22 protein-coding genes are annotated in these 22,208 nt (G+C 63.7%); 9 read left to right on the top strand and 13 right to left on the bottom strand.

Annotation, left to right across the window (positions count from 1 at the left end):
• Window positions 1–107 precede the first annotated feature (107 nt).
• The 4 genes from UF78_RS22220 to UF78_RS22205 form a co-directional block, all read right to left on the bottom strand.
• On the bottom strand, window positions 108–371 hold the full coding sequence (locus UF78_RS22220) for a hypothetical protein (RefSeq protein WP_080890681.1): 264 nt from the start codon (window positions 369–371) through the stop codon (window positions 108–110).
• A gap of 109 nt (window positions 372–480) precedes the next feature.
• On the bottom strand, window positions 481–2,019 hold the full coding sequence (locus UF78_RS22215) for a SulP family inorganic anion transporter (RefSeq protein WP_045164419.1): 1,539 nt from the start codon (window positions 2,017–2,019) through the stop codon (window positions 481–483).
• An 89-nt stretch (window positions 2,020–2,108) separates the two neighbouring features.
• On the bottom strand, window positions 2,109–2,840 hold the full coding sequence (locus tag UF78_RS22210) for a carbonic anhydrase (protein WP_045164418.1): 732 nt from the start codon (window positions 2,838–2,840) through the stop codon (window positions 2,109–2,111).
• A 207-nt stretch (window positions 2,841–3,047) separates the two neighbouring features.
• Window positions 3,048–4,112, bottom strand: coding sequence for a PA0069 family radical SAM protein (locus tag UF78_RS22205; RefSeq protein ID WP_045164417.1), 1,065 nt, complete (start codon window positions 4,110–4,112; stop codon window positions 3,048–3,050).
• 168 nt (window positions 4,113–4,280) lie between these two features.
• On the opposite strand from UF78_RS22205, the gene UF78_RS22200 reads away from it, so the two are divergent.
• On the top strand, window positions 4,281–5,360 hold the full coding sequence (locus UF78_RS22200) for an acyltransferase family protein (protein WP_045164416.1): 1,080 nt from the start codon (window positions 4,281–4,283) through the stop codon (window positions 5,358–5,360).
• A gap of 74 nt (window positions 5,361–5,434) precedes the next feature.
• Here UF78_RS22200 and UF78_RS22195 read toward each other — a convergent pair whose 3' ends face one another.
• The 4 genes from UF78_RS22195 to UF78_RS22180 all read right to left on the bottom strand — a co-directional run bounded on the left by UF78_RS22195 (window position 5,435) and on the right by UF78_RS22180 (window position 9,662).
• Window positions 5,435–6,199, bottom strand: coding sequence for a DUF1835 domain-containing protein (locus UF78_RS22195; protein ID WP_045164415.1), 765 nt, complete (start codon window positions 6,197–6,199; stop codon window positions 5,435–5,437).
• Window positions 6,200–6,216: 17 nt separating this feature from the next.
• Window positions 6,217–6,495 carry a YheV family putative zinc ribbon protein gene (locus UF78_RS22190; RefSeq protein ID WP_045164414.1) on the bottom strand — a complete coding sequence of 93 codons (279 nt, stop codon included), beginning with the start codon at window positions 6,493–6,495 and terminating at the stop codon, window positions 6,217–6,219.
• A complete protein-coding gene (gene prlC, locus UF78_RS22185; protein WP_045164433.1) occupies window positions 6,492–8,540 on the bottom strand; it encodes an oligopeptidase A in 2,049 nt (682 codons plus the stop codon). The genes UF78_RS22190 and prlC overlap by 4 nt, the downstream gene beginning before the upstream one ends.
• 132 nt (window positions 8,541–8,672) lie before the next feature.
• Window positions 8,673–9,662 carry a bile acid:sodium symporter family protein gene (locus UF78_RS22180; RefSeq protein ID WP_045164413.1) on the bottom strand — a complete coding sequence of 330 codons (990 nt, stop codon included), beginning with the start codon at window positions 9,660–9,662 and terminating at the stop codon, window positions 8,673–8,675.
• 84 nt (window positions 9,663–9,746) lie between these two features.
• On the opposite strand from UF78_RS22180, the gene UF78_RS22175 reads away from it, so the two are divergent.
• Both UF78_RS22175 and UF78_RS22170 read left to right on the top strand, forming a co-directional pair.
• Window positions 9,747–10,571 (top strand): AraC family transcriptional regulator, encoded by an 825-nt coding sequence (locus UF78_RS22175; protein WP_045164412.1) that lies wholly within the window; start codon window positions 9,747–9,749, stop codon window positions 10,569–10,571.
• A 37-nt stretch (window positions 10,572–10,608) separates the two neighbouring features.
• Window positions 10,609–11,151, top strand: coding sequence for a gamma carbonic anhydrase family protein (locus UF78_RS22170; protein WP_045164411.1), 543 nt, complete (start codon window positions 10,609–10,611; stop codon window positions 11,149–11,151).
• Window positions 11,152–11,192: 41 nt separating this feature from the next.
• Here UF78_RS22170 and UF78_RS22165 read toward each other — a convergent pair whose 3' ends face one another.
• Window positions 11,193–11,951: an SDR family NAD(P)-dependent oxidoreductase gene (locus UF78_RS22165; protein ID WP_045164410.1), complete on the bottom strand. Its 759-nt coding sequence runs from the start codon at window positions 11,949–11,951 to the stop codon at window positions 11,193–11,195.
• 115 nt (window positions 11,952–12,066) lie between these two features.
• Here UF78_RS22165 and UF78_RS22160 point away from each other — a divergent pair, with 115 nt between their 5' ends.
• Both UF78_RS22160 and UF78_RS22155 read left to right on the top strand, forming a co-directional pair.
• Window positions 12,067–13,005: a LysR family transcriptional regulator gene (locus tag UF78_RS22160; protein ID WP_045164409.1), complete on the top strand. Its 939-nt coding sequence runs from the start codon at window positions 12,067–12,069 to the stop codon at window positions 13,003–13,005.
• Between the two features lie 73 nt (window positions 13,006–13,078).
• Entirely contained in the window at window positions 13,079–13,723 is a 645-nt protein-coding gene (locus tag UF78_RS22155; protein ID WP_045164408.1) for an HAD family hydrolase, read from the top strand.
• Here the strand turns inward: UF78_RS22155 and UF78_RS22150 are convergent.
• A complete protein-coding gene (locus tag UF78_RS22150; protein ID WP_045164407.1) occupies window positions 13,720–15,663 on the bottom strand; it encodes an alkaline phosphatase D family protein in 1,944 nt (647 codons plus the stop codon). The two genes, UF78_RS22155 and UF78_RS22150, sit on opposite strands and share 4 nt — an antisense overlap.
• Window positions 15,664–16,070: 407 nt before the next feature.
• Here UF78_RS22150 and UF78_RS22145 point away from each other — a divergent pair, with 407 nt between their 5' ends.
• Window positions 16,071–16,514 carry an REP-associated tyrosine transposase gene (locus tag UF78_RS22145; RefSeq protein WP_045164406.1) on the top strand — a complete coding sequence of 148 codons (444 nt, stop codon included), beginning with the start codon at window positions 16,071–16,073 and terminating at the stop codon, window positions 16,512–16,514.
• Window positions 16,515–16,749: 235 nt separating this feature from the next.
• On the opposite strand, the gene UF78_RS22140 is transcribed toward UF78_RS22145, so the two are convergent.
• The 3 genes from UF78_RS22140 to UF78_RS22130 all read right to left on the bottom strand — a co-directional run bounded on the left by UF78_RS22140 (window position 16,750) and on the right by UF78_RS22130 (window position 19,970).
• The gene (locus UF78_RS22140; RefSeq protein ID WP_045164405.1) at window positions 16,750–17,472 is read right to left on the bottom strand and encodes a ferritin-like domain-containing protein; all 723 of its coding nucleotides are present in this window, start codon (window positions 17,470–17,472) and stop codon (window positions 16,750–16,752) included.
• A gap of 11 nt (window positions 17,473–17,483) precedes the next feature.
• A complete protein-coding gene (locus UF78_RS22135) occupies window positions 17,484–18,659 on the bottom strand; it encodes a hypothetical protein (protein ID WP_045164404.1) in 1,176 nt (391 codons plus the stop codon).
• Window positions 18,660–18,911: 252 nt separating this feature from the next.
• The gene (locus UF78_RS22130; protein WP_045164432.1) at window positions 18,912–19,970 is read right to left on the bottom strand and encodes an aminopeptidase; all 1,059 of its coding nucleotides are present in this window, start codon (window positions 19,968–19,970) and stop codon (window positions 18,912–18,914) included.
• Window positions 19,971–20,106: 136 nt separating this feature from the next.
• Here UF78_RS22130 and UF78_RS22125 point away from each other — a divergent pair, with 136 nt between their 5' ends.
• From UF78_RS22125 to UF78_RS22115, 3 genes are all read left to right on the top strand, one after another.
• On the top strand, window positions 20,107–20,532 hold the full coding sequence (locus UF78_RS22125; protein WP_045164403.1) for a hypothetical protein: 426 nt from the start codon (window positions 20,107–20,109) through the stop codon (window positions 20,530–20,532).
• Between the two features lie 111 nt (window positions 20,533–20,643).
• Complete coding sequence (locus tag UF78_RS22120; protein WP_045164402.1) at window positions 20,644–21,054, top strand: hypothetical protein; 411 nt, start codon at window positions 20,644–20,646, stop codon at window positions 21,052–21,054.
• Window positions 21,055–21,092: 38 nt separating this feature from the next.
• Window positions 21,093–22,088, top strand: a complete 996-nt coding sequence (locus UF78_RS22115) for an LLM class flavin-dependent oxidoreductase (protein WP_045164401.1) — start codon at window positions 21,093–21,095, stop codon at window positions 22,086–22,088.
• The last annotated feature ends 120 nt before the right edge of the window (window positions 22,089–22,208 follow it).

The following is a 22,208-nucleotide window of genomic DNA, read 5'->3' as shown; positions in this document are numbered from 1 at the left end:
GCTCCCCCCAATTCCTGGGCACCAACCCTCGCTTTGCACGCACAGTCGGATTCAATCGGTACGCTTACGATCGGAGTATAGACAGCGATGCCGGACTGGCAATTTCGTCAGCTACTCGCGTTGGCCTGCGCTGCTCGGGGCTGATCATTCTTCTTCACACCACGGACATTCATCAGTGCCAGGCATACCTGCAACGTGATCAGCGCCCAGGCCTGGGCATGCCATCCCCAGATGATCCAGAGCAGGTTGCTCAGCAGAAAACACCAGAAACCGACCATCCGGCGCCCCGGCTTCAGCGAGCCGATCAGCCAGGCGGCGAGCACCGTGACCACCATTGCCGGCCATTGCAGCAGATCGAGAAACACGTCCAACTCAGTCCTCCAGAACGAACAGCAGCGCATCGGGGCTGCCGATGCGCTGCAATCAGAGAACGCGTCCCACGCGCGCCCTTGTTAGAGAATGAGGGCTTCGCCGTACGGATTAGTTCCCCTTGGCCGCACCGGCGAGATGCGCCGCCTGTCGGCGCCGCCCCTCCACCCGCCGCGTAAGCGCACGTGGCTCGATGACCAGCCGGGCGCCCTTGGCCTGGTTCGAGCGGTGCCACTCCTCCAGCAGCTCCATGCAGGCGTGGTCGATATAGCGCAGGTGCTCCATCGGCACGTAGAGCCAGGCGTCCTGAGGCACACCTTCCAGCGCTCGCGCCAACTGTGGCACCTTGAGGAAGGTCGCCGCACCCTGCATGCGCAACTCGACCCGAGGCCCGTCCTGCACCACATTGATCCTCAACCGTGAGGCCTGCCAGGCCAGCTGCGCCAAGGTCAGCGCGAAGCCCACCAGCACGCCGGTCAGCAGGTCGACAGCGACGATGGACAGCGCGGTGACGACGTAGATCAGCATGGCCATGCGGCCGTAGCGACCCAGTTGGCGCAACGCCTTGAGGTCGATCAGCTTGAGACCGGTGTAGACCAGCACGCCGGCCAGACTCGCTACGGGAATACGCTCCAGCAACGCCGCAAGCAGGACCACGGCCGCCAGCAGCCAGACAGAATGCAACATGGCCGACAGCCGAGTGCGGGCGCCGGCCTGGACGTTGGCCGAGCTGCGCACGATCACGCCGGTCATCGGCAGCGCACCGAGCACACCGCAGAGCATGTTGCCTATGCCTTGGGCTGACAGCTCGCGATCGAAATCGGCCCGCGGCCCTTGGTGCATGCGATCGACCGCGGCCGCCGACAGCAAGGTTTCGGCACTGGCGATAAATGCGACGGCCAAGGCCGCGACCAGTAGACCAGGATCAGCGAAGGCCAGCAGATCGGTCGGGCGCAGCCAACTGATCGCATCGGAGAGGTTTTCTGGCACTTCGATGCGGCGGACGTCGAGCCCCACCCACAAGCCCACCAGCGTCGCCGCCGCGACACCCAGCAGCGCGCCGGGCAGCAAGCGCAGCCGTTGCGGCCGGAGCCGGTCCCACAGCCACATGCAGGCGATGGTCAGCAGTCCGAGGGATGCTGCAATCAGGCCGTCACCGTTGCCGGCAAACGGCAGGGCTGACCACAGCGCGGCCGGAAAGGCGCTGAGGTTGCCCAGCCCCGAGGCTTCCGGCTGCGCATCCATCATCACATGCAGCTGCGATAGCACGATAAGGATGCCGATGCCGGCCAGCATCCCATAGACCACCGCCGGCGCGGTGACCCGGAACCAACAACCCAGCTTCAGTCGGCCCGCGAGCAATTGAATCGCGCCGGCCAACAGCAGGATCGGACCGAGCATGGCAGCGCCGTACTGCTGCACCAGTTCGAACACCAGCACCGTGAGACCGGCGGCCGGGCCGCTGACCTGTAGCGGCGCACCGGAGAGCCAGCCCACCACCAGCCCGCCGATGATGCCGGTGACGACGCCTTTGGCGGGCGGCATACCCGATGCGATGGCGATGCCCATGCACAGGGGCAACGCCACCAGAAAAACCACCACCGACGCCATGAGATCGCGTGGCAGGGTCGCTTTGATCGTTTCATTCATCCAGAGATTCCTCGAACACGCCGCGACGCCGACAGCGTCGCGTGTGGTGATAGCTGATGCGTTCGGCCGGCGTGACTCGCCGGCGGCTTTCAGGCCTGCAGGTAGCGCGGAGCAGGAGTCGCCACTGGCGAAGGCCCGTCGCCATCGAGCGGCGCGAAACGGCCCTGGTTGGCGTCATAGGCGAGGATTTCACTGGTCTCGATGCAATAGACCCAGCCGTGAATCGACAGCTGGCCACCCGCGAGCCGGGAAGCCACCGAAGGATGGGTGCGCAAGTGGTCGAGCTGAGCCACGACGTTCTCTTCGGTGAGCACGCCCAAAGCATCACCGGCGGTGCAGTTGCAGTTCTCTTCCACCAGGCTGCGCGCCACTTCGCAGTGCCGGAGCCAGGCTTTGACAGTGGGCATCCGCTGCAAGCCGCCGGGGTTGAGCACCGCCTTCATCGCACCGCAATCGGAATGCCCGCAGACGATGATGTGCTGCACGTTCAGCGCCATCACCGCATACTCGATGGCGCTCGATACACCGCCGTTCATCTGGCCGTACGGCGGCACCACATTACCAACGTTGCGGGTAACGAACAGGTCGCCCGGCGAACTCTGGGTGATCAGCTCCGGGACAATGCGCGAGTCGGCGCAGGTGATGAACATGGCGCGCGGCTGCTGGGCCTTGGCCAGGCGGGCGAACAGAGCCTGCTGCTCGGGATAGACCTCGGTACGGAAGCGGCGAAAGCCATCGACGAGATGAGCGAACGACTCGTCAGCGCTTTCGCCGCGTGCAGGTAATTTGGTGGACTCGGTGCGAGCGGTGGGTTCACGCATGGGCTGGTCTCCAGATACAGGGCAAAGACGTGCCAGGGTCACGAGACCGGCCCGCGGCCAGCGTGACTGACTGGTCACATTTGTATGGAGGCTAGCCAGCGAGACTTAACTGAAACTGAACGAGCCGCTCTAGAACGAGCCTTTGCGACGAACTGACCAATCGCTAAATGATGGCACCGCCGTACCGCTTCGCACGGCCGAGATCCTTCAGAGCAGTGACATCTGCGAACCCGGCACGGCAAAACGGCTGCAGTCGAGGCCATAGTTCTGATCTCGGCGGTTGTAACCCAACCGCTTGCAGGCCAGCTGGAAACGCTGAGCAAGCAACTGTGCGAACTGCCCCTCGCCGCGCATGCGACTGCCGAAACGACTGTCGTAATCCTTGCCGCCGCGCGACTGGCGCACCAGACTCATGACGTGAGCGGCACGCTGCGGGAAATGCTCCTGCAACCACTCGTCGAACAGCGTCGCCACCTCATGCGGCAGGCGCAGCAGCACGTAGCCAGCCGAACGCGCGCCCGCTTGCCGCGCCGCCTCCAGAAGCCGTTCGAGCTCCATGTCGTTGATCATAGGGATCATTGGCGCGCACATCACACTCACCGGCACGCCGGCCTCATGCAGCGTGCGCAGCGCCCGCAAACGCGCCGAAGGCGAGGCGGCGCGCGGTTCCATGATGCGCTTGAGCTCGTCATCCAGGGTGGTCAGGCTGACCGAGACGCTGACCAGCTTCTGCTCGGCCAACGGCACCAGCAGATCGAGATCACGCAACACCAGCGAGCCCTTGGTGATGATGTGCACCGGATGTTTAAAGCGCAGCAGGATTTCCAGTGCCTGGCGCGTCAGCCGCTGCTCGCGCTCCAATGGTTGATAGGCATCGGTGTTGACTCCCAGCGCGATGGGCTGCGGCACGTAGCCGGGCTTGCTCAATTCCTGTTCGAGACGCTCAGCGAGGTTGGTCTTGGCGATCAGGCGGGTTTCGAAATCGATTCCCGGCGACAGATCCCAATAGGCGTGGCTGGGCCGTGCGAAGCAGTAAATGCAGCCGTGTTCGCAACCACGATAGGGATTGACCGAACGATCGAAACCGACATCCGGCGACTGATTGCGTGTGATCACGCTCTTCGCCGTCTCGCCGCGCACCTCGGTGGCACGGGTCTGAGGCACATCCTGTTCCCAGCCGTCGTCGTAGACCTCGCTGCGAGTCGGGGCGAACCGGTTGTCCGGATTGATTGCGGTGCCACGGCCGCGAGGTGTCGTTGACGTAGCGCGCATAGCGACCTCTAAAATACTGTTCATGCATACAGTACACAATATCAGCCAGTGCGAGGCATGCCAACGGTCGGAAAAAAACGAATCGGCTGGGAATTATTTCCAGTCAGCTGTGCCAAACACGCCACAGCTGAAACCTCGGCTGCTTCTGGTATCGACAAGGAGGTGCAGATGCCCGCCCACCCAAGCACCCGCTTTGCGCGCGAAAACAATTTCGATTTCCTGAGATTCTTTGCCGCCACCCTCGTCTTGCTCGTTCACAGCTATCCGCTGACCGGGCGCCGCCCCGATGAACCCATCGAATTGCTGACCGGCTACGAGAACGGTGGCGAATTCGCCGTCGCGGTCTTCTTCGTCATCAGCGGCTACCTGATCACCTCTTCCTGGATCAACAGCAGCAGCGCGAAAAGCTTCCTGATCAAGCGCGCACTGCGGGTTTTCCCGGCCTTGATATTGGCTGTTCTGCTGTCGGCATTCATCATCGGCCCGCTGGTAACCGATCACCCCTTGAGCAGCTATTTCTCGTCTCCCGCCACCTGGACGTACCTGCAGAATATCCTGCTCGTCACACGCTTCGAACTGCCGGGCGTGTTCAGCCAGAACATCTACCCGAACGTGGTGAACGGCTCGCTATGGACGCTGCCGCTCGAAGTGATGATGTATTTAGGTGTGCTGATCTTGGGGCTGACCGGACTGTTGCAACGCAGGCTGATCTTCCTGCCCATCGCCGGCCTCGCCGTGGGCCATTTCTGGCTGTTGGAAAGGCTCGGCATCGAGTCATTCTTCATCAACAACATCTTCAAACTGGGCCTGCTGTACTACACCGGCGCCGCTATTTTCCTCTACCGCGATGCATTGCCCTGGCGCGGTTGGGTTGCTGCGGTGTTGGTCGTGGCGCTGGCGCTGACCTTTCATACCGCCGCCGGCCCCTACGTTTACGTAATCGCACTGCCCTATCTGGTGATCTACCTCGCCTATGCGCCGATTCCCCTGATTTCCCGGTTCGGCAAGTACGGTGATTTCTCCTATGGCATGTATATCTACGCCTTCCCCTTCCAGCAGCTCACCGTTTACCTGCTCGGTCACGAGATTGGCGTGTTCTGGCTGACGGCCATCAGCCTCGCGCCGACCCTGCTCCTGGCAATCCTGTCCTGGCACCTGATCGAGGCGCCGGCGATGAAGCTCAAGCAGCGCTTTTCGCGTGTGCCACAAGCTGGCCTGGTGATACCCGAGCCCCAAGACCCAGCCTGATCAGAACACAGCTATCGAATCGCGCCCGGTGCAGCGGCCTGGCTTGGCCGCGCACCGTTCCACCCACCTAGGGTTCAGGGTGTGCAGCGAACCTGTACGCTGGAATAGTCCGCAGCGGCGCTATCGCTCAGCTCGATGGCGCCACGCTGGGCCAGCTCTCGAGCCCGCCAATAGAGGAACAGATCGGTCGCGAAGAAGCCGTCGCAGTGGCGCATGACCTCGGCCATGGCTCGGGCCAGGGGCATCTCGTCATGGCTGCAGGCGGCGATCAGTTCGCGATCGATTCGCTGATGGTCTTCGCCGACGAAACGCCCGTTCGTCCAGCGACGTATCGCTGCACTTTCCTGCACGGCAGCGCGCCATTGACTGGCGAGCTCGGCCATCCTCTGCGGTTCGACGGCGCGAGGCTGATACAGCGCGGCCAAAGCATCCGGCGCGTGCATGGACACCGCCTTGCGCGCGTCGACGCGGCTATCACCGGTGCCGCACGCGACTTCCCGCAATGGCAACGCCGAACCTTCCAGCGCCGCCGCCACACGGGCCAGCAGCAGTTGCTCGGACGCGCTGTCGCCATGCCAGACCGTCACCGGTCGCGACTGACCGGCCAGCCCCGCCAGCCACTGGGCATCGGCCGCGACACCGGTAAAATCCGGACGCGGCGCCAGGCCAATCGGCCAGACACCTTCCCAGAACGCCACGCGTTTCGCGCAAGGCGGGGATTCGATATCAGCGAGCGGCCCGACCGCCAGATCGTCGCGCAGAATGCGGACCTCGTTGCCTTCGGCCAGCAGTTGGCGGACGCTGTCGGCGGCGAGATCGCCACAGGTGATATGCCACATGGCGATTCTCCAATCTGTCAGTCGGGTTTTTTCTTGAGCTTCGGGTTGGGGAAGAACTGTACCGCCTGGACCTGCGGATCGGCCGGCTTCGGTTTGCCCTGGTTGACCCGCGTGCCCAGTTCCGACGGCACGGATTGGCCCTGGGCATTGAGGGTGTCGGCGTAACCGCATTCGACGCACTCGCGATGGGGCACGCCATCGACGTCCCACATCTTGATACTGTCAGTGGCGCTGCACGCCGGGCATACGGCGCCAGCGATGAAGCGTTTGGTGGTCACCTTGGGGCTGTCGCTCATGCCACCTCCTCGCTCAGGCCAAGATGGCGCAGCAGCGCGTCGGTGGATGGCTCGCGACCGCGGAAATCGACGAACAGCACCATCGGTTCCTGCGAGCCGCCGCGCGCCAGGATCGCCTCGCGGAAGGCACGCCCGGTATCGGGGTTGAACACACCCTCTTCCTCGAAGCGCGAAAAGGCGTCGGAGGACAACACCTCAGCCCACTTGTAGCTGTAGTAACCGGCCGCGTAACCGCCGGAGAAAATGTGCGCAAAGCTGTTGGGGAAGCGGTTGCTGGCCGGCGGACGCATCACCGAGACTTCATCGCGGATGCTTTCCAGCACCTCGAGCACGCTGCGGCCGTCGCCGTGAGTGGCGTGCAATTCGAAATCGAACAGCGAGAATTCCAGCTGACGCACCATCACCAGGCCGGACTGGAAATTCTTCGCCGCCAACATCTGGTCCAACTTGTCCTGCGGCAAGCGCTCGCCGGTCTGATAGTGACCGGAGATCAGCGCCAGGCCTTCGGGCTCCCAGCACCAGTTCTCCATGAACTGGCTGGGCAGCTCCACCGCATCCCAGGCCACGCCATTAATGCCCGACGCGCCGGCATGCTCGACCTGAGTCAGTAGGTGATGCAGGCCGTGGCCGAACTCGTGAAACAGCGTAGTGACTTCATCGTGAGTCAGTAGCGCCGGGCGTTCGCCCACTGGCGGGGTGAAGTTGCAGACCAGATTGGCCACGGGCGTCTGCAACGTGCCCAGGCAGGTACGGCGCTTGTCGCGCGCGCCATCCATCCAGGCACCGCCACGCTTGTTCGGCCGCGCATAGAGGTCGAAGAAGAAGCGCCCTACGTGCTCGCCTTTTTCGCGAATTTCGAACAGGCGAACGTCCGGATGCCAACTATCGAAGTCTTCCAGCTCGTGGATCTCGATGCCGTACAGGCGCTTGACGATGGCGAACAGGCCGGACAGCACCTTATCCACCGGGAAGTAGGCACGCAGTTCTTCCTGGCTCAGGCTGTAGCGCGCCTGGCGCAGTTTCTCGCCGAAGTAGTTGACGTCCCAGCTCTGAAGATCAGCGACACCCTGCTCGGCGGCGAAGGCTCGCAGTTCCTTGAGGTCACGCTCTGCGAACGGCTTGCTGCGGGTGGCCAGATCGCGCAGGAAGCCCAGCACCTGATCGGTGCTTTCGGCCATCTTGGTGGCCAACGACAGTTCAGCGTAGTTGCCGAAGCCCAGCAGCTGGGCCAGTTCCTGGCGCAGGTCGAGGATCTGCTCCATCACCGGGCCGTTATCGAACTGACCGGCATACGGCCCCTGATCGGAGGCACGGGTGGAATAGGCGACATAGACTTCTTCGCGCAGCGCACGGTTGTCGGCGTACGTCATCACCGCGTAGTAGCTGGGGAATTCCAGGCTGATCAACCAGCCATCCAGCTCCTTGGCCTTGGCCGCTTCGGCCATCTGCGCCTTGGACGAATCGGTGATGCCGGCCAGCAGGCTTTCGTCGGTGACGTGCTTGGTCCAGGCCTGGGTGGCGTCGAGCAGCTGGTTGGAAAAAGTGCTGCCCAGCTCGGCGAGCTTCATGCGGATCGCGCCGAAGCGTTGCTGCTCGGCCGGCGGCAGGTCAATGCCAGACAGGCGAAAATCACGCAGCGCATGTTCGAGAATGGTCTTCTGCGCCACGTCGAAGCCGTCGGCCTCAGGGCTGATCGACAACGCCTGATAGGCGGCGAACAGATCGGGATTCTGCCCGAGCTCGGTGGCGTAAGCGGACAGCTTCGGCAGGCAGGCCTCATAGGCACTACGCAGTTCCGGGTTGTTGCGCACTGCATTGAGATGGCTGACCGGGCCCCAGGCACGGCTGAGGCGTTCGTTCATTTCGTCCAGGCCCACCACCAGGGTGGACCAGTCGAGGCTTTCGGCAGGGCGGCTGAGCAGTTCCTGCAGGGCGACCCGGTTGTCGCCGAGGATGGTATCCACCGCCGGCTCGACGTGCTCCGGGCGAATCTCCGAATAGGGCGGCAGGTCGAAATCCCGAAGCAGCGGATTGGTATCGGTCACGGCAGTTGCCCCTTGTGAATAAATGATCATCGACGCATGTTAAAGACAAACGTGCGTCTGCGCAGCCTGGTAACGAACCGATAGAGCCGCTCTATCCCGGCCGAACAGGCGCCGTCCCACCATGCGCACCTGCTATTGGACCGCCGCCTGCTCGGGCAATTCGGGGCGCCGCGCGTAACGCTGGGCAAGCACCGCACAGACCATCAGCTGAATCTGATGGAAGATCATCAACGGCAGGATGATCATCCCCACCGCGTTGGTGGCGAACAGCACCTGCGCCATGGGCACGCCAGTGGCGAGGCTCTTCTTCGAACCGGCGAAGATAATAGTGATGCGATCTTCTAGATTGAAGCCCAGCCGCTTGGCGAGAAATTGCGTCAGCCACAGCACGATGGCCAGCAACAGGCAGCACGCCAGCACCAGCCCCAGCAGGTGGGTAAGCGGCACAAGCTGCCAGAGCCCCTCGACCACCGCGCCGCTGAAAGCGACATAGATCACCAGTAGGATCGAGCCTTGGTCGACACTCTTCAGCCAGCTCTTGTTGCGCGTCACCCAGGCGCCGATCCAGCGCCGCGCGATCTGGCCGGCGACGAAGGGCACCAGCAGCTGCATGACGATCTTGCCGATGGAGTCCAGCGTCGAACCGGCCTCACCTTCGACGCCCATCAGCAGCAGCACCAGCACCGGCGTCAGGAAGATACCGATCAGGCTGGACGCGGCCGCGCTGCAGATCGCTGCGGGAATGTTGCCACGTGCCAGCGAGGTGAAGGCGATAGCCGACTGCACCGTCGCCGGCAGGGCGCAGAGGTAGAGCATGCCCAGGTACAGCTCGGTGCCGACCAGCGGCGTCAATACCGGCTTGAGCGCCAGCCCCAGCAGCGGAAACAGCACGAAGGTACAGGCGAATACCAACAAATGCAGGCGCCAATGGCCCGCGCCGGCGAGGATCGCTTCACGCGACAGCTTGGCACCGTGCATGAAGAACAGCAGCGCGATCGCCAACGTGGTCAACCACTCGAAGAACACCGCGCCGCGTCCTTCGCAGGGAAACACCGTGGCGATCGCCATGACCGCGAGCAGGGCGAGGGTGAAGTTATCGAACAGCATGCGGAGCTTGGCCATCTTTGGATTCCTTGGGTCTTGCGGACGACGGGAATGGACCTTAACGTGGGCGCCAGCTTCCGACTAACGCCAAGCAGGCATGAAATGTCTTCAAACGGACATATCCCCACCGTGATGGCGCGCCTCAGCGAACTCAAACACCTGCCGCGCCCCGTCTATGGGCAGCTGGATTCGCCACCGAACCTCAAGCTCGGCTATCGCCACAGCCATCCCTGGGTGCAGCTGTCCCATGCGGTCGAAGGGGTACTCGAGGTGCGCACCGACATGGGCCGTTTCATCGCGCCGCCGCTGCGCGCGGTGTGGATTCCGGCCGGGATCACTCATCAGGTGTTCTGCGCGCCGGACACCTGTATCCGCAGCCTGTACATCGACCGCAGCGTGGCGGGCGAGGCGCCGGAGCGTTGCCGCGTGCTGCAGGTGAGCCCGCTGCTGCGCGAGCTGATCCGCCATTTCAGCACCCTGCCCGAAGCCTACGCCGAAGAGGGTGCAGACGGACGCCTGGTGCAGGTGCTGCTGGATCAACTGGGGTGTGCACCGGAAGTCGAACTGGTACTGCCGCTACCGGCCGAGCCGCGTCTGCAGCGACTGTGCAAGAGCCTGCAGGCGCAGCCGGAATCGCAGGAAGGTCTGGCCGACTGGAGCCGGACGCTGGGCGTTTCGGAACGAACCCTGAGCCGCTTGTTCCTGCGCGAAACCGGGCTGACCTTCCGCGCTTGGCGCCAGCGCTTGCGGCTGCTCAGCGCCTTACCGGCACTGGAGCGCGGCGAGCGGGTCACCGATGTGGCGCTGGGCTGTGGTTATGAATCGCTGTCGGCGTTCATCGCCGCCTTTCGTGAACAGTTCGGCGCCACACCGGGCGAATTCTTCCGTCCCGGCAGCGATGCCATCGAAGGTCGGGTCTATCAGTGACCGGCCACCCTTCCGCACGCGCCTACAGGAGCAACGCATGAGCATCCGAACCTACCAGGGACACACGCCGGCACTGGGCGAGCGAGTCTTCGTCGATCCCAGCGCCGTGCTGATCGGCGATATCGAGATCGGCGAGGACAGCTCCGTCTGGCCGCTGACCGTGATCCGCGGGGACATGCACCGCATCCGCATCGGTTCACGCAGCAGCATCCAGGACGGCAGCGTACTGCACATCACTCACGCCGGGCCCTACAACCCGGACGGCTATCCCCTGACCATCGGCGACGAAGTCACCGTCGGGCACAAGGTCACGCTGCACGGCTGCACCCTGGGCAGTCGCATCTTGGTGGGCATGGGTTCGATCGTGATGGATGGCGCGGTGGTGGAGGACGAAGTGATCATCGGCGCTGGCAGCCTGGTGCCGCCAGGCAAGACGCTGGAAAGCGGTTACCTCTACGTTGGCAGCCCGGCCAAACAGGCGCGCCCGCTGACCGACAAGGAGCGCAGCTTCTTCAGTTACACCGCTGGCAATTACGTGAAGCTGAAGAACCAGCATCTGGCAGAGGCCGTTGGTATCTGACAGGCGAGCCGGTGCGCGGTGCACCGGCTCGCCTGGCTGCGTCAGAGGAACATTCCGCCCGATGCCTCGATGCGCTGACCGGTGATCCAGCGCCCCCCCTCACCGAGCAACGCGGCCACGGCCAGGCCGATGTCGTCCGGTTGACCGACGCGCCCGAGCGCCGTGTTGCTGGCGACGAAGGCGTTCAGGTCAGCGTTGTCCCGCACCGCACCGCCGCCAAAGTCGGTTTCGATGGCACCGGGGGCGAGCACGTTGACGCGGATGCCGCGCGCGCCGAGCTCACGGGCCTGGTAGCGGGTCAGCACCTCGATACCGCCCTTCATGGTGGCGTAGGCCGCATAGCCCGGCAGCGCGAAACGGGCCAGGCCGCTGGAGACGTTGAGGATGCGCCCGCCATCGGCGATCAGGGGCAACAGGCTCTGGGTGAGGAAGAACGGCCCTTTCAGGTGCAGGTTCACCAGCAGGTCGAACTGCGCCTCGCTGGTCTCGGCAAAGCTGGCGTGCTCGCCGACACCGGCGTTGTTCACCAGAAAATCGATGTCCTGCCGACCAAAACGTTCGGGCAGCGCCGCGCGCAACTGCTCGGTGAAACCGGCAAAGCTGGCGCTGTCGCTCACATCCAGTTGCAGCATCAGGGCGCGCGCACCGAGGCCGTCGATCTCGTCGGCTACCGCTTGTGCTTCGGCGACCTTGCTGTGGTAGGTGCCAATCACGTCGACGCCTTCGGCAGCCAGATGCAATGCCGCGCTGCGGCCGAGTCCGCGGCTGGCGCCGGTGATCAGGGCGATTTTGCCTTTCATGATGAGTCTCCCGTCTGGTAAATGACGGGGCCACTGTATTTGTCAGCTGACGTCGGATAAATCAGTAAGGCCTGGATAAACTATTCGCTTAATCCGACCAATCTGGAAGCCGCCGATGAACCTGCTCGATCTGTTGCGCACCTTTGTTCGGGTCTATGAGCTGGCCAGCTTCACCGGCGCGGCCGATAGCCTCGGCCTGCCCCGCTCCACCGTTTCCGAACAGATCCGCGCCCTGGAACAACGCCTCGGCGCGCGCCTGTTGCAACGCACCACACGGCGGGTTCAACCGACCCAGGATGGTCAGCTGCTGTATGAACGCTGCCGCGACATGCTCGATCAGGTCGAGGAGGTCGAGGGGCTGTTTCGCGAAGCCAGCACGCTCAAGGGCCGCCTGCGAATCGACCTACCAGTCGCTCTGGCGCGCAACCTGGTGATGCCCCGTCTGGGCGAGTTTCTCGACCGGCACCCGGCCCTGGAAATCGAAGTCAGCGCCACCGACCGGCTGGTGGATCTGGTGCGAGAGGGCTTCGATTGCGTGCTGCGCATCGGCGAAGTCGCCGACTCGGGTCTGATCGCGCGCCGGCTCGGCCGCTATCCGCTGGTCAACTGCGCGAGCCCCGCCTATTTGCGCACCCACGGCATCCCGCAGACCCTGGCAGACCTCGCCCATCACCGACTGGTGCACTACGTCTCGGTGCTCGGCGCGCGCTCCTCCGGCTTCGAATATCTGCAAGACGGCAAGCCGATGTGCCTGCCGATGCAGGGCCGGGTGACGGTGAACAACAGCGACGGCTACAAACAGGCCTGTCTCGACGGCTTTGGCCTGATTCAGGTACCGCTCGCCGGCGTCCGCGAAGCGCTCGATCGCGGCGAGCTGCAACTGGTGCTACCCGATCACGTGCCGGCACCGATGAGCGCATCGCTGCTGTATGCCCACCGGCGCAATCTGCCGCGACGGGTACAAGCATTCATGGACTGGCTCGGCGGTTTGATCGAAGAGGACATCAACGCCGCGCACGCGCTCGCCCGTCGGTTGCAGGTCGCGGCACGCTGAATCGACCCGGGTTTGCCCGATCGGCGCCCGGTACGGGACAATTGGCAGCCATCCAGCCGAGCGAGCCGCTGCCATGCACCAGTCCACCCTCCTCTTCGACCTCGACGGCACCCTCACCGACCCGCGCGAAGGCATCACCCGTTCGATCCAACATGCGCTGGCGCAGCTGGAGATCGACGAGCCGGACCTGGCCAAGCTCGAGCCCTTCATCGGGCCGCCGCTGCTGCAGGCGTTCATGGAGTTCTACGGCTTCGACGAGGCGCGCGCCTGGGAAGCGGTGGGGCATTACCGCGAGCGCTTCAAGACGGTCGGTCTGTACGAGAATTTGCTGTTCGACGGCGTGCTGGAGCTGCTCGAACACCTGCGCGGTCAAGGCCGGACGCTCTATGTCGCGACGTCGAAACCCTCGGTCTTCGCCCGCGAAATCGCCCGGCATTTCGCCTTCGATCACCATTTCAAGGTCATCTACGGCAGCGAACTGGACGGCACCCGCACCAACAAGGTCGAACTGCTTGCCCACCTGATCGCCGAAGAACGGCTCGATCCAGAGCAGACACTCATGATCGGCGACCGCAAGCACGACCTGATCGGCGCTCACAGCAATGGGATGAAGGCGGCGGCGGTGGGTTACGGCTTTGGCAGCCATGCCGAGCTCATGGCGCAATCACCCGCGTATTACTACGCCACGCTGCCGGAACTGCGCGCAGCGTTCGGCTAGGGCCTCTGGTCGCGCTCGGGTGCAAAGGTAACCGGCGGCGAGCCATCGGCGTTGAGCTGCTCGACCCGCGACGGCCGGCCTTCGGCATCCAGCCGCACGCGCCCGATCCCCGCACCGTTCCACAGCCGCTCGCCGGACTGGCTGCGGCTCGGCAGCCAGGGCTCGACGCGCACGCGACGACGCTTGGTGAACCAGTTCAGCGGCGAGCGCGGTGAGTAAAGCCAGCGGTTGAGCCGATCGAACAGATCCAGCAGCCGTCGCGGAAATTCGTTCTTCACGCCGCTGCTGGTGATCTGCCAGAGCCTGGGGCCCTCAGCTCGGCCGCGAACGTGCACCTGATAGGCGAAGGAATAGTGCACGTCGCCGGACAGGATCACGTAGTTTCCCGGCGTGCGGGTATGGCGAAAGATGTTGAGCATGACCTGCGCCGCGCCGCGGTGGGCCATCCAGTTTTCCGCGTCGACCAGCAGCGACAGTCCAGCCCAGCTGAACACGCGCTGCACGGTCTCGATCAGCTTGACGCCGAACATCGGCGCCGGCGAAACGATGATCACCGAACGATGATCGAGCAGTTCCTGCTGAAAATCGGTCAGCGCCTCCCAGTCCATCAAGCCCGAAGGTCTGCTCAGGTTACGCTCGCTGCGCCAGCGCCGAGTACGTGTGTCGAGCACCACCAATGCTGGGTCGCTGGGCAGCACATAGCCCCAGTCGCCGCGCTGCAGCACCTCATCCACCACCTGATCGTGCAGGCCGCAATCGAGTCGCCCATCTTCGCCGCTGGCCAGCAACGCCTCGACCGCGTCCAATGAAGTGACACAGGCATCAGGATCGTTGCCCCACGCCTGGCAAAGCAGATAGCCGAGCAGTGCGTTGCCGATGATGCGCCGCGAAAAGGGATGGCCGTAGGCGGTCTGCTCCCAGCGCGCACTGAGGTTCCAGTCGTCGGTGATGTCATGGTCATCGAAGATCATCAACGACGGCAGATGCGCCAATGCCCGCGCGACTTCTGGCAAGCCCGCTCGGAAGCCTTCGATGCAGTGCGCCTCGTTGGACCAGCGCTCGGCCAGATCTGCATCCAGCGGTGGCGTCTGTAGCTCGATCAGCCCCCACGGCAGCGGCGACCAGACCAGCAGGTACATGGCCAGGACCTCGCCCAGCGAGACCAGGTGATTGTGTGCGCTGGAGGTGGTGAACACCGGCTTTTCCACGCCGCCGAAGAAGCGTTCGCGCAGCGCCTCGTTGGACTTGAACGCCGGCAGCAGCTGCTCGCGTCGGTAGTAGGTGGCCGGATGCGCCATCAGCTCATCACTGTCGGCGACAACCGCACCTTCCAGGCATTCGCCATACAGGCCAAGACGGTGGATCAGCGCGTGGATGGCCACCAGGGTCGGCCCGGCGACATCGTCGGCGTAGATCTGGTCGCCGGTCATCAACAACGCGGCGGGCCACCGCTCGGGCGTCTGGCGCGCATCGGCGATCAGCGCATCGACCGTTACCAGCCCGTCCGCAGCCGGATGGTGCGGTTTGCGGCAGGACCCGTGCAATAGGTCGTCATAGCGTGACCGCACGACGAAGGCCGGGCGACTCGCGCCCGCATGGAGCAGGTGCGGCGCCCATTCGGCAATGCCCTGTTCGGCCCCCTGGTGGCTGATCAGCAGGTCGTACTCGATCAACCGATCGACCGGCAGCGGCGTATCCAGCTGGAGATCTATCAGGTGCAACCAGGCCCAGGTGCCAATACGCAGCAGGCGACAGGCCTCGCCTTCCACCGCCAGCGAACGCGGCGTTTCACCCTCGGGCTGCAACATCAGGCGCAACGACAGCGGCTCGCTGGCCACCAGCCAGAGCACTAGCCGCCTTGCTTGCACCCTGCGCAACATGGGCCCGGCGAGCACGGCGGGCAAAGGCGAAGCGTTGGCAGGTGGCGCGCGGTCGTTCATGCATCACTCGTGGATGGCGGGTCAGGGATCAGAGTGTAACCAACCTTGCGGGTTCGCCTGCGCCTGCCACGATTAAGGAAATGACGGAGCCTGATCACCTCATCCCAAGCCTGTTCGCGGTCGAGACCGCTCTCACAAGAAGTTCGCAGCACCTGTGGGAACGGTCTCGACCGCGGTTTTTTTCACCCAATCTTGCCGACCCGCTAGCGGCTGATGGGAGCGCTGACTGCCTTCACCCTGATGCACAAAGCAACAACAGCGTCCGACCAACACGCTGCCTGCCCGCCCTTCGCGGTCGAAACCACTCCTACGGAATTCGCTACACCTGTGGGAGCGGTCTTGACCGCGAATGACGCAATTTGGTCAGCTATCCCGACACCTGTCTATACCTCGGCAAAGGATTGCCCATGTACTGTTCGAACCGCTTGCGCGCGGGGCGCGACTCCCAACGTGGCCAACTTTATCTGCTCACCACAACCACATCAGACCGCCACCAAGTCTTCAGCGACGTCGCGCTTGGCACGCTGGTGGTCGCGGAATTCAAGGCGGCGCACATGGATGGTTGGGTGAATTCATTGGCCTGGGTGGTAATGCCAGATCATTTTCACTGGCTGATCGAGCTGGGCGACAGCTCGCTTGAGCAGTTGATGCGTAGGATAAAAACCAACAGCGCGCGTGGCATCAATCGCCGGCGCAATACATCGGGCCCGCTCTGGCAAGCGGGCTATCACGACCGGGCGTTGCGCGGGGAAGACGATCTGCAGGCCGTCGCTCGCTATGTAGTTCCGCTACGGGCGCGACTGGTCAAACGCCTGGGCGACTACCCCTTGTTGGATGCTGTTTGGCTTTGAAGAGCTCGCGGTCGAGACCGCTCCCACAAAACTATTGCACCCCGTACAGCAGTCTTGACCTCTTACAACGAAGGCTTGCACCCCGTAGGAGCGGTCTTGACCGCGAGCCTTTGCACTTCGGTTCAATTCCGCCATGCAATGAATCCCAGCTCAGCGCCACCGCCATGTGTCCGACGGCTATGTCATAAAAAAGACGCGCCCGAGGGCGCGCCAAAGCTTTGAAACGCACGCGTATCTATTTGATCTGGCCGATCAGGTCCCGGCGGATCAGCGTCTTGATCTTGACCAGATGGTCGTCCTCCTGGTCTTTCGCCTTCTGGAAACCCTTGGCGATGTTCGGATGACCACCCGCTTCGGCCAGCTCGATCAGCAGTTCCCAGGCGGCATTGTCCTCGAGCTCGGCGGTCAGCAAGGCGCCCAACCCCTGGGCGAGATTGGTGCGCGGATCGGTCAGCACCTGCATCACGCCCATCGACTTGACCGCGGCGACATCCGCGCAGGGGGTCTGCGCGGTGGGGTCGGCGCCCAGTGTCTCGATCGCCTCCGCCACCATGTTCATATGCTCGAACTCTTCGTCGCGGATGTGCTGAAGCACCGCCACCAAATCCGATTCCGCCGTATCCAGAGCCTTGGCTTTGGCAATCATCGCGTCGTACAGGCGCACGCCGCTGCGCTCGAAGGCCAGACGCTCGCCGAGCTTGTCGACCAGCAATTCCGGGCTCTTACCCAACGCCATATCGAAGGTGGACTTGAGCATGCCCTTGGCCGAGCCGGGGACCGGGACCGAGCCAATGCGGTCAGCCTCCTCGGCGCGGCTCGCACGTTCAAGCATGATGCCCTTGGAGTCGCCTGGTACGTCCGGATGGATTTCGTTGACGGCGTCGAGCAGGAGCTTGGTGTCCTTCGGGGACATCTGTACGCCGGTGACGTTGGAGCCTAATTTCGCTGCGGTTGCCATGCTGATTCTCCTCAAGAAACCTTGCGCATACGCATGAGTTCGCCACCCGGCGCCCACTGATAACCCGCCGAAACGATGTTCGAGGCGATGCCTTCGCTATTGAGCTGAGCGCGATAATCCAGTGAGTTCTGCGGTTCCTGGCTCTTGTCGACGTACTGGGTGCCGCTGGTGCGCAGGTTGACCTCGGCGGCCAGCACCTGGCGAACGAATTCGCGCTGGCTCTTGAACTCGATCATCTTCGGCAACGGGCCGCCGAGGATTTCCGCCGGGTCGCGGCGCTCGATGTTCTTGAAGTGCTCGCAGGCCAGGTTCAGGTGGCCCAGTTCGTAGTCGAGGAAGCGCTCCCAGATGGCCTTGATCCGCGGGTTGGTTTCCTGCTCGGCGCAGCTGGCGTAGGCATAGACTTCCATGGCTTCGTGGACCAGCCACTTTTCCATGAAGGATTCCTGCGGATCGGCCAGCGAGCCGTACTGGGTCACGTGCTGTTCTTCCACCGAGGCAATTTCGGCGTAGAGCTGACGCGCCAGCGGGTCGGCGAACAGCGGGCCGATGTTCATGTAGTAATCGTGGGTCTGAAACTCGGCTGCAGTGATCAGCGCGCAATGAATCTTGGTAATCAGCGCGGCCTGCTCCTTCTCGTAGCTGTCGCGCAGGTCATTATCGGGATGGCGGTGATGCTCGGAAGTCTGCCGACCCGGCACGATATCGGTGTAGCCCTGCAGGATGTTGTTGGCATCCTTGCCTTCGAGGCGGTCGAGCATCGCCGAGTAGCGGTACAGGTGATCGAAGTCCTCCAGCAAGCCGAAGCGGTAGGTCTGCGCCTGATAAGGGTCGGGCTCGGTCTGGGCCACAGCGGCGGTCACCTCGATGGCGACTTGCTCATAGGCCACGGTGGTTTCCAGCGGTGAGTGGTCGGCGGAGATCAGCCAGTTGACCATGGTGGCCTGGTGCTGCTCGACTCGACGGATCTCCGCGAGCGGCCCGCGCAGTTGGCCGGTGATGCGCGCGATGCCATGCTTGATGCGTAGCGCGTCGGTCTCCACCCCGTTCATCAGGATGATCCGCACGCGAGTGAAGGCATCGTCGTCGAGCTTGCTGATCGGCTTGCCCGCCATTTCCTTCCAGGTGAATTTCTGTTTGTCGAGCGGCGTGCCCTTGTTGTCGAGGATGCCGGTTAGGTTATCCATGGAGCCTCCGTTTATACGGCTTTTTTCTTGGTAGTCGTGCTTGCACGCACGGCTCAATCACGGGTCAGCGAATGCTGACGGCCTGAAAAATGGACGGAGGCAAGCGCGAAAGAATTCCGCCCCAATAGGGGCGAAAATGCGAGAAAACGACAAGCGGCGGCGGCTAATTCCTTTAAACGCGCAGGGGTCTGTCGCAACGGGAAAAGCCCCGACGCCTTGCCCCTCAAGGCTTTAAACGAAGCGGCAGGGCGTTCAGCGAAGCGCCTCCAGAAGCGCCACCCGTTCGTCGGCTGGCAGGCGCCCCAAAGCCTCGACCCGCGCATGAAAACGCAGCCAATCCCCGCCAGCCTGCTCGAACAGCGCCGCGAACGCCGGCACCCAGCGATCGTAGAGGCCGAACGGCAACAGGCTGGCGTTGTTCAGCGGTTGGGCCATCCAGCGGTCGAAGCGATCGTCGCCGTTCCAGCGATCATCGCGCAGGTGACGGTAAGCCTGGCGCAAGCGCACGAACTCTTCCGCCTTGGCGGCACGCATGGCCGCCTCGCTCAGCTCGGAGGCGTACAGTTCGGCCAGGCGTTCGCGGGTCGCGAGCATCAATTGGCTGAACTCGGCATAACGGCGTCGCGCCGTCTCGTTCGGTGGAGGCAGGCCGCGGCTAACGCGCCACTGACGCAGCCCTTCACGCTCGACGAACGACGCGTAGGACTCGTTGAAGGCCGTGTCGCCCGCGACGTAGAGCCGCTGATGCGCCAGCTCGTGAAAGAGCAACCCGGCCAGCCGTTCGTCGTCCCAACGCAGCATCGAGCTGAGCAACGGGTCGTCGAACCAGCCCAGGGTCGAGTAGGCCTGCACACCCGTCACCAGCGTGTCGTAGCCCTCGGCCTGGAGCCGTGCCGCCGCGCCCCGTGCCCGACCCGGCTGGTAATACCCGCGATAGGCCACGCAACCGGCGATCGGAAAACAGTGGGTCAGGGGCGCCACCGAAAACGCCTCGGCGGCGAACAGATTCCACACCACATAGGGTCGCTGAATGTCGGCATAGACCCGGTAACTTTCGTTGTCCGGCAATCCCAGCGCCTGGCTGGCGAAGCGTCTGGCCTGCAGTGCGAGGCCCAGACGCTGGCGCAGCTGGGGGTCGCGTTGCGGATCGTCGACGATGCCGGCGATGGGCTCGCGCAGGCGCAGCAGCTCCAGCTGGCCGACCGCCAGCTGCCCGTAATAGGTGCTGCAGCCATTCAGACCAACGGCCAACAGCAGCGGAACCCAAAGCCCGTTGCGATTGTCGATTAGGGCGGTTTTCAGCTTCGAAATGAACAAACGCTACTCGCACTGAGAAGACCACACGGTCGGTGCGCTGAGCCTACAACGACATCGAAGCCCACCCAACCACTGAAGGCGCCGTGCCCTTGCAGCCAGGCCGCCGAGCCAGCGGATCGGAGATCTATCCATGCGAATTCTGTTGTCTGCTCTTGTGCTGTCCACCCTTGGCGGCTGCGCCCTGTGGATGCCCCAGCCGGACCCGAACCAGGCCTGGATCGAGCTGGCCCCGCTCGACGAAACCGAATTGAAGGCGATCGCCGTGGACCAACGGCCGCTGGATGATCATCGCTACTTCCAGGTGGCCCCCGGCAGCCATCAGCTAGGCATGCGTTACCGCTTCGAAGTGGGCGCAGCCGATATCGGCCGCGACAGCCAAGCGCTCGAACGCAACTGCCACCTGACCCTGCAATACGACAGCTTCGATGCGGGTGCACGTTACCGCCTGGTCGCCGGTGGTTACGGCTTCCGTCCTTGGGCTCGGCTTTACGACCAGCATGATCAGCTACTGGCCAAGGCGACCGAACGCGGCTGCGGCGGTGTCGCCAGTCGCTGAGCCGCCGGCGCGAAACCGTCATGACGCGTTGAAAAAGCGTCGCGACTGGATCAGGCTCAGCAGGCAACCGCCAGCAACGAGCTGACTCTGCGGTTGCCCGGAGGAATATCCATGCGTCTGCCATTTGCCCTGCTGCTGGCCGCCGGCCTGTCCGGTTGCGCCGGTCCGCTGCCCAAGCCTGATCCCCAGATGGCCTGGGTCGAGATGAGCGCCCAACCCAGCGATATATTCATGTCCGACCGCCTGGACGACAAACGCACACCCGACGGCCGTTATTTCCAGGTCGGCCCCGGCGCGCATGAACTCGAAGCGCGTTACGAATTCGAAATCAGCAGTGGCGGACTGGGCGAGTTCGGCGAAACCCAATACCTGCGCTGTACCATGGTCATCCGCTATGACGACTTCCAACCCGGCCGGCGCTACCTGTTCCAGGCGCGCTCGCTGGGCTTCACGCCGCAGGGCTGGCTGTACGACGAACAACGCAACGTCCTGGCGCGCGCCGAAGCCGAACACTGCTACTGAGTCGCGCTGCGACCCATCCGTCAGCATAGAGGTAGACGATGTCCCGTATCGAACACACCCGTTTTTCCACCCTCGACCTGGCGCCGATCCGCGATGACGGCGACGCCGGGCTCGCCCTGCGCAACTCGCTGGCCCTCGCGCAGCATGTCGAAAAGCTCGGCTTCGAGCGTTTCTGGGTCGCTGAACACCACAACATGGATGGCATCGCCAGCGCCGCCACCTCGGTATTGATCGGCTATCTGGCTTCCGGTACCACGCGGATTCGCCTGGGCGCCGGCGGGGTGATGCTGCCCAACCATGCGCCGCTGGTGATCGCCGAACAGTTCGGCACGCTGGATGCGCTCTATCCCGGGCGCATCGAACTGGGCCTCGGCCGCGCGCCGGGTGCCGATCAGTACACTGCCCACGCGCTGCGCCGCGACCGCATGGGCAGTGCCGATGATTTCCCGGCCGATGTCGAGGAGCTGCAGCGGCTGCTCGGCCCGCGTCAGCCCAATCAACGAGTGATCGCCATGCCCGGGGTCGGCAGCAACGTGCCGATCTGGCTGCTCGGCTCCAGTCTGTTCAGCGCCCAGCTGGCCGCGGCCAAGGGCTTGCCCTATGCCTTCGCCTCGCATTTCGCGCCGCGCTACGTGCACGAGGCGATTCGCCTGTACCGCGAGAACTTCCGTCCCTCAGAGGTGCTGGAGAAACCCTACGTGATGCTCGGCGTGCCGCTGATGACTGCCGATACCGACGAGCAGGCCGAATACCTGGCGACCACTGCTTACCAGCGCATCCTCGCGCTGATCCGTGGCCAAAGCCTGGTTCTGGTGCCGCCGGTGCAGAGCATGCAAGGCAAGTGGCTGCCGCACGAGCAGGACGCGGTGGGCAGCTTCCTCGGTATGGCATTGATCGGCGGACCGGAGAAGATTCGCGCACGGCTGGAGACTCTCTTGGAGCAGACCCAAGCCGACGAGCTGATCTTCACCTGCGACTTCTACGAAACCGCCGACCGCCACCACGCCTTCGACATCCTCGCAGGGCTGCGCTGAGCCCGCAAAGACTGAGCAAACACAAAGCGGGGGCCTCGCACTGAACCGCTTCAGTGCGAGGCGCGACCCGCGGCGAATGCAGGCCGCAGGCCTGCCAAGGCCCAAAAGCTTCGTCCCGAG

The sequence above is a fragment of the Stutzerimonas stutzeri genome (assembly GCF_000952685.1).
GTDB lineage: Bacteria > Pseudomonadota > Gammaproteobacteria > Pseudomonadales > Pseudomonadaceae > Stutzerimonas > Stutzerimonas stutzeri_E.
The sequence above is the reverse complement of the archived record's forward strand: the minus strand, read 5'-3'. Positions and strand labels throughout refer to the sequence as shown.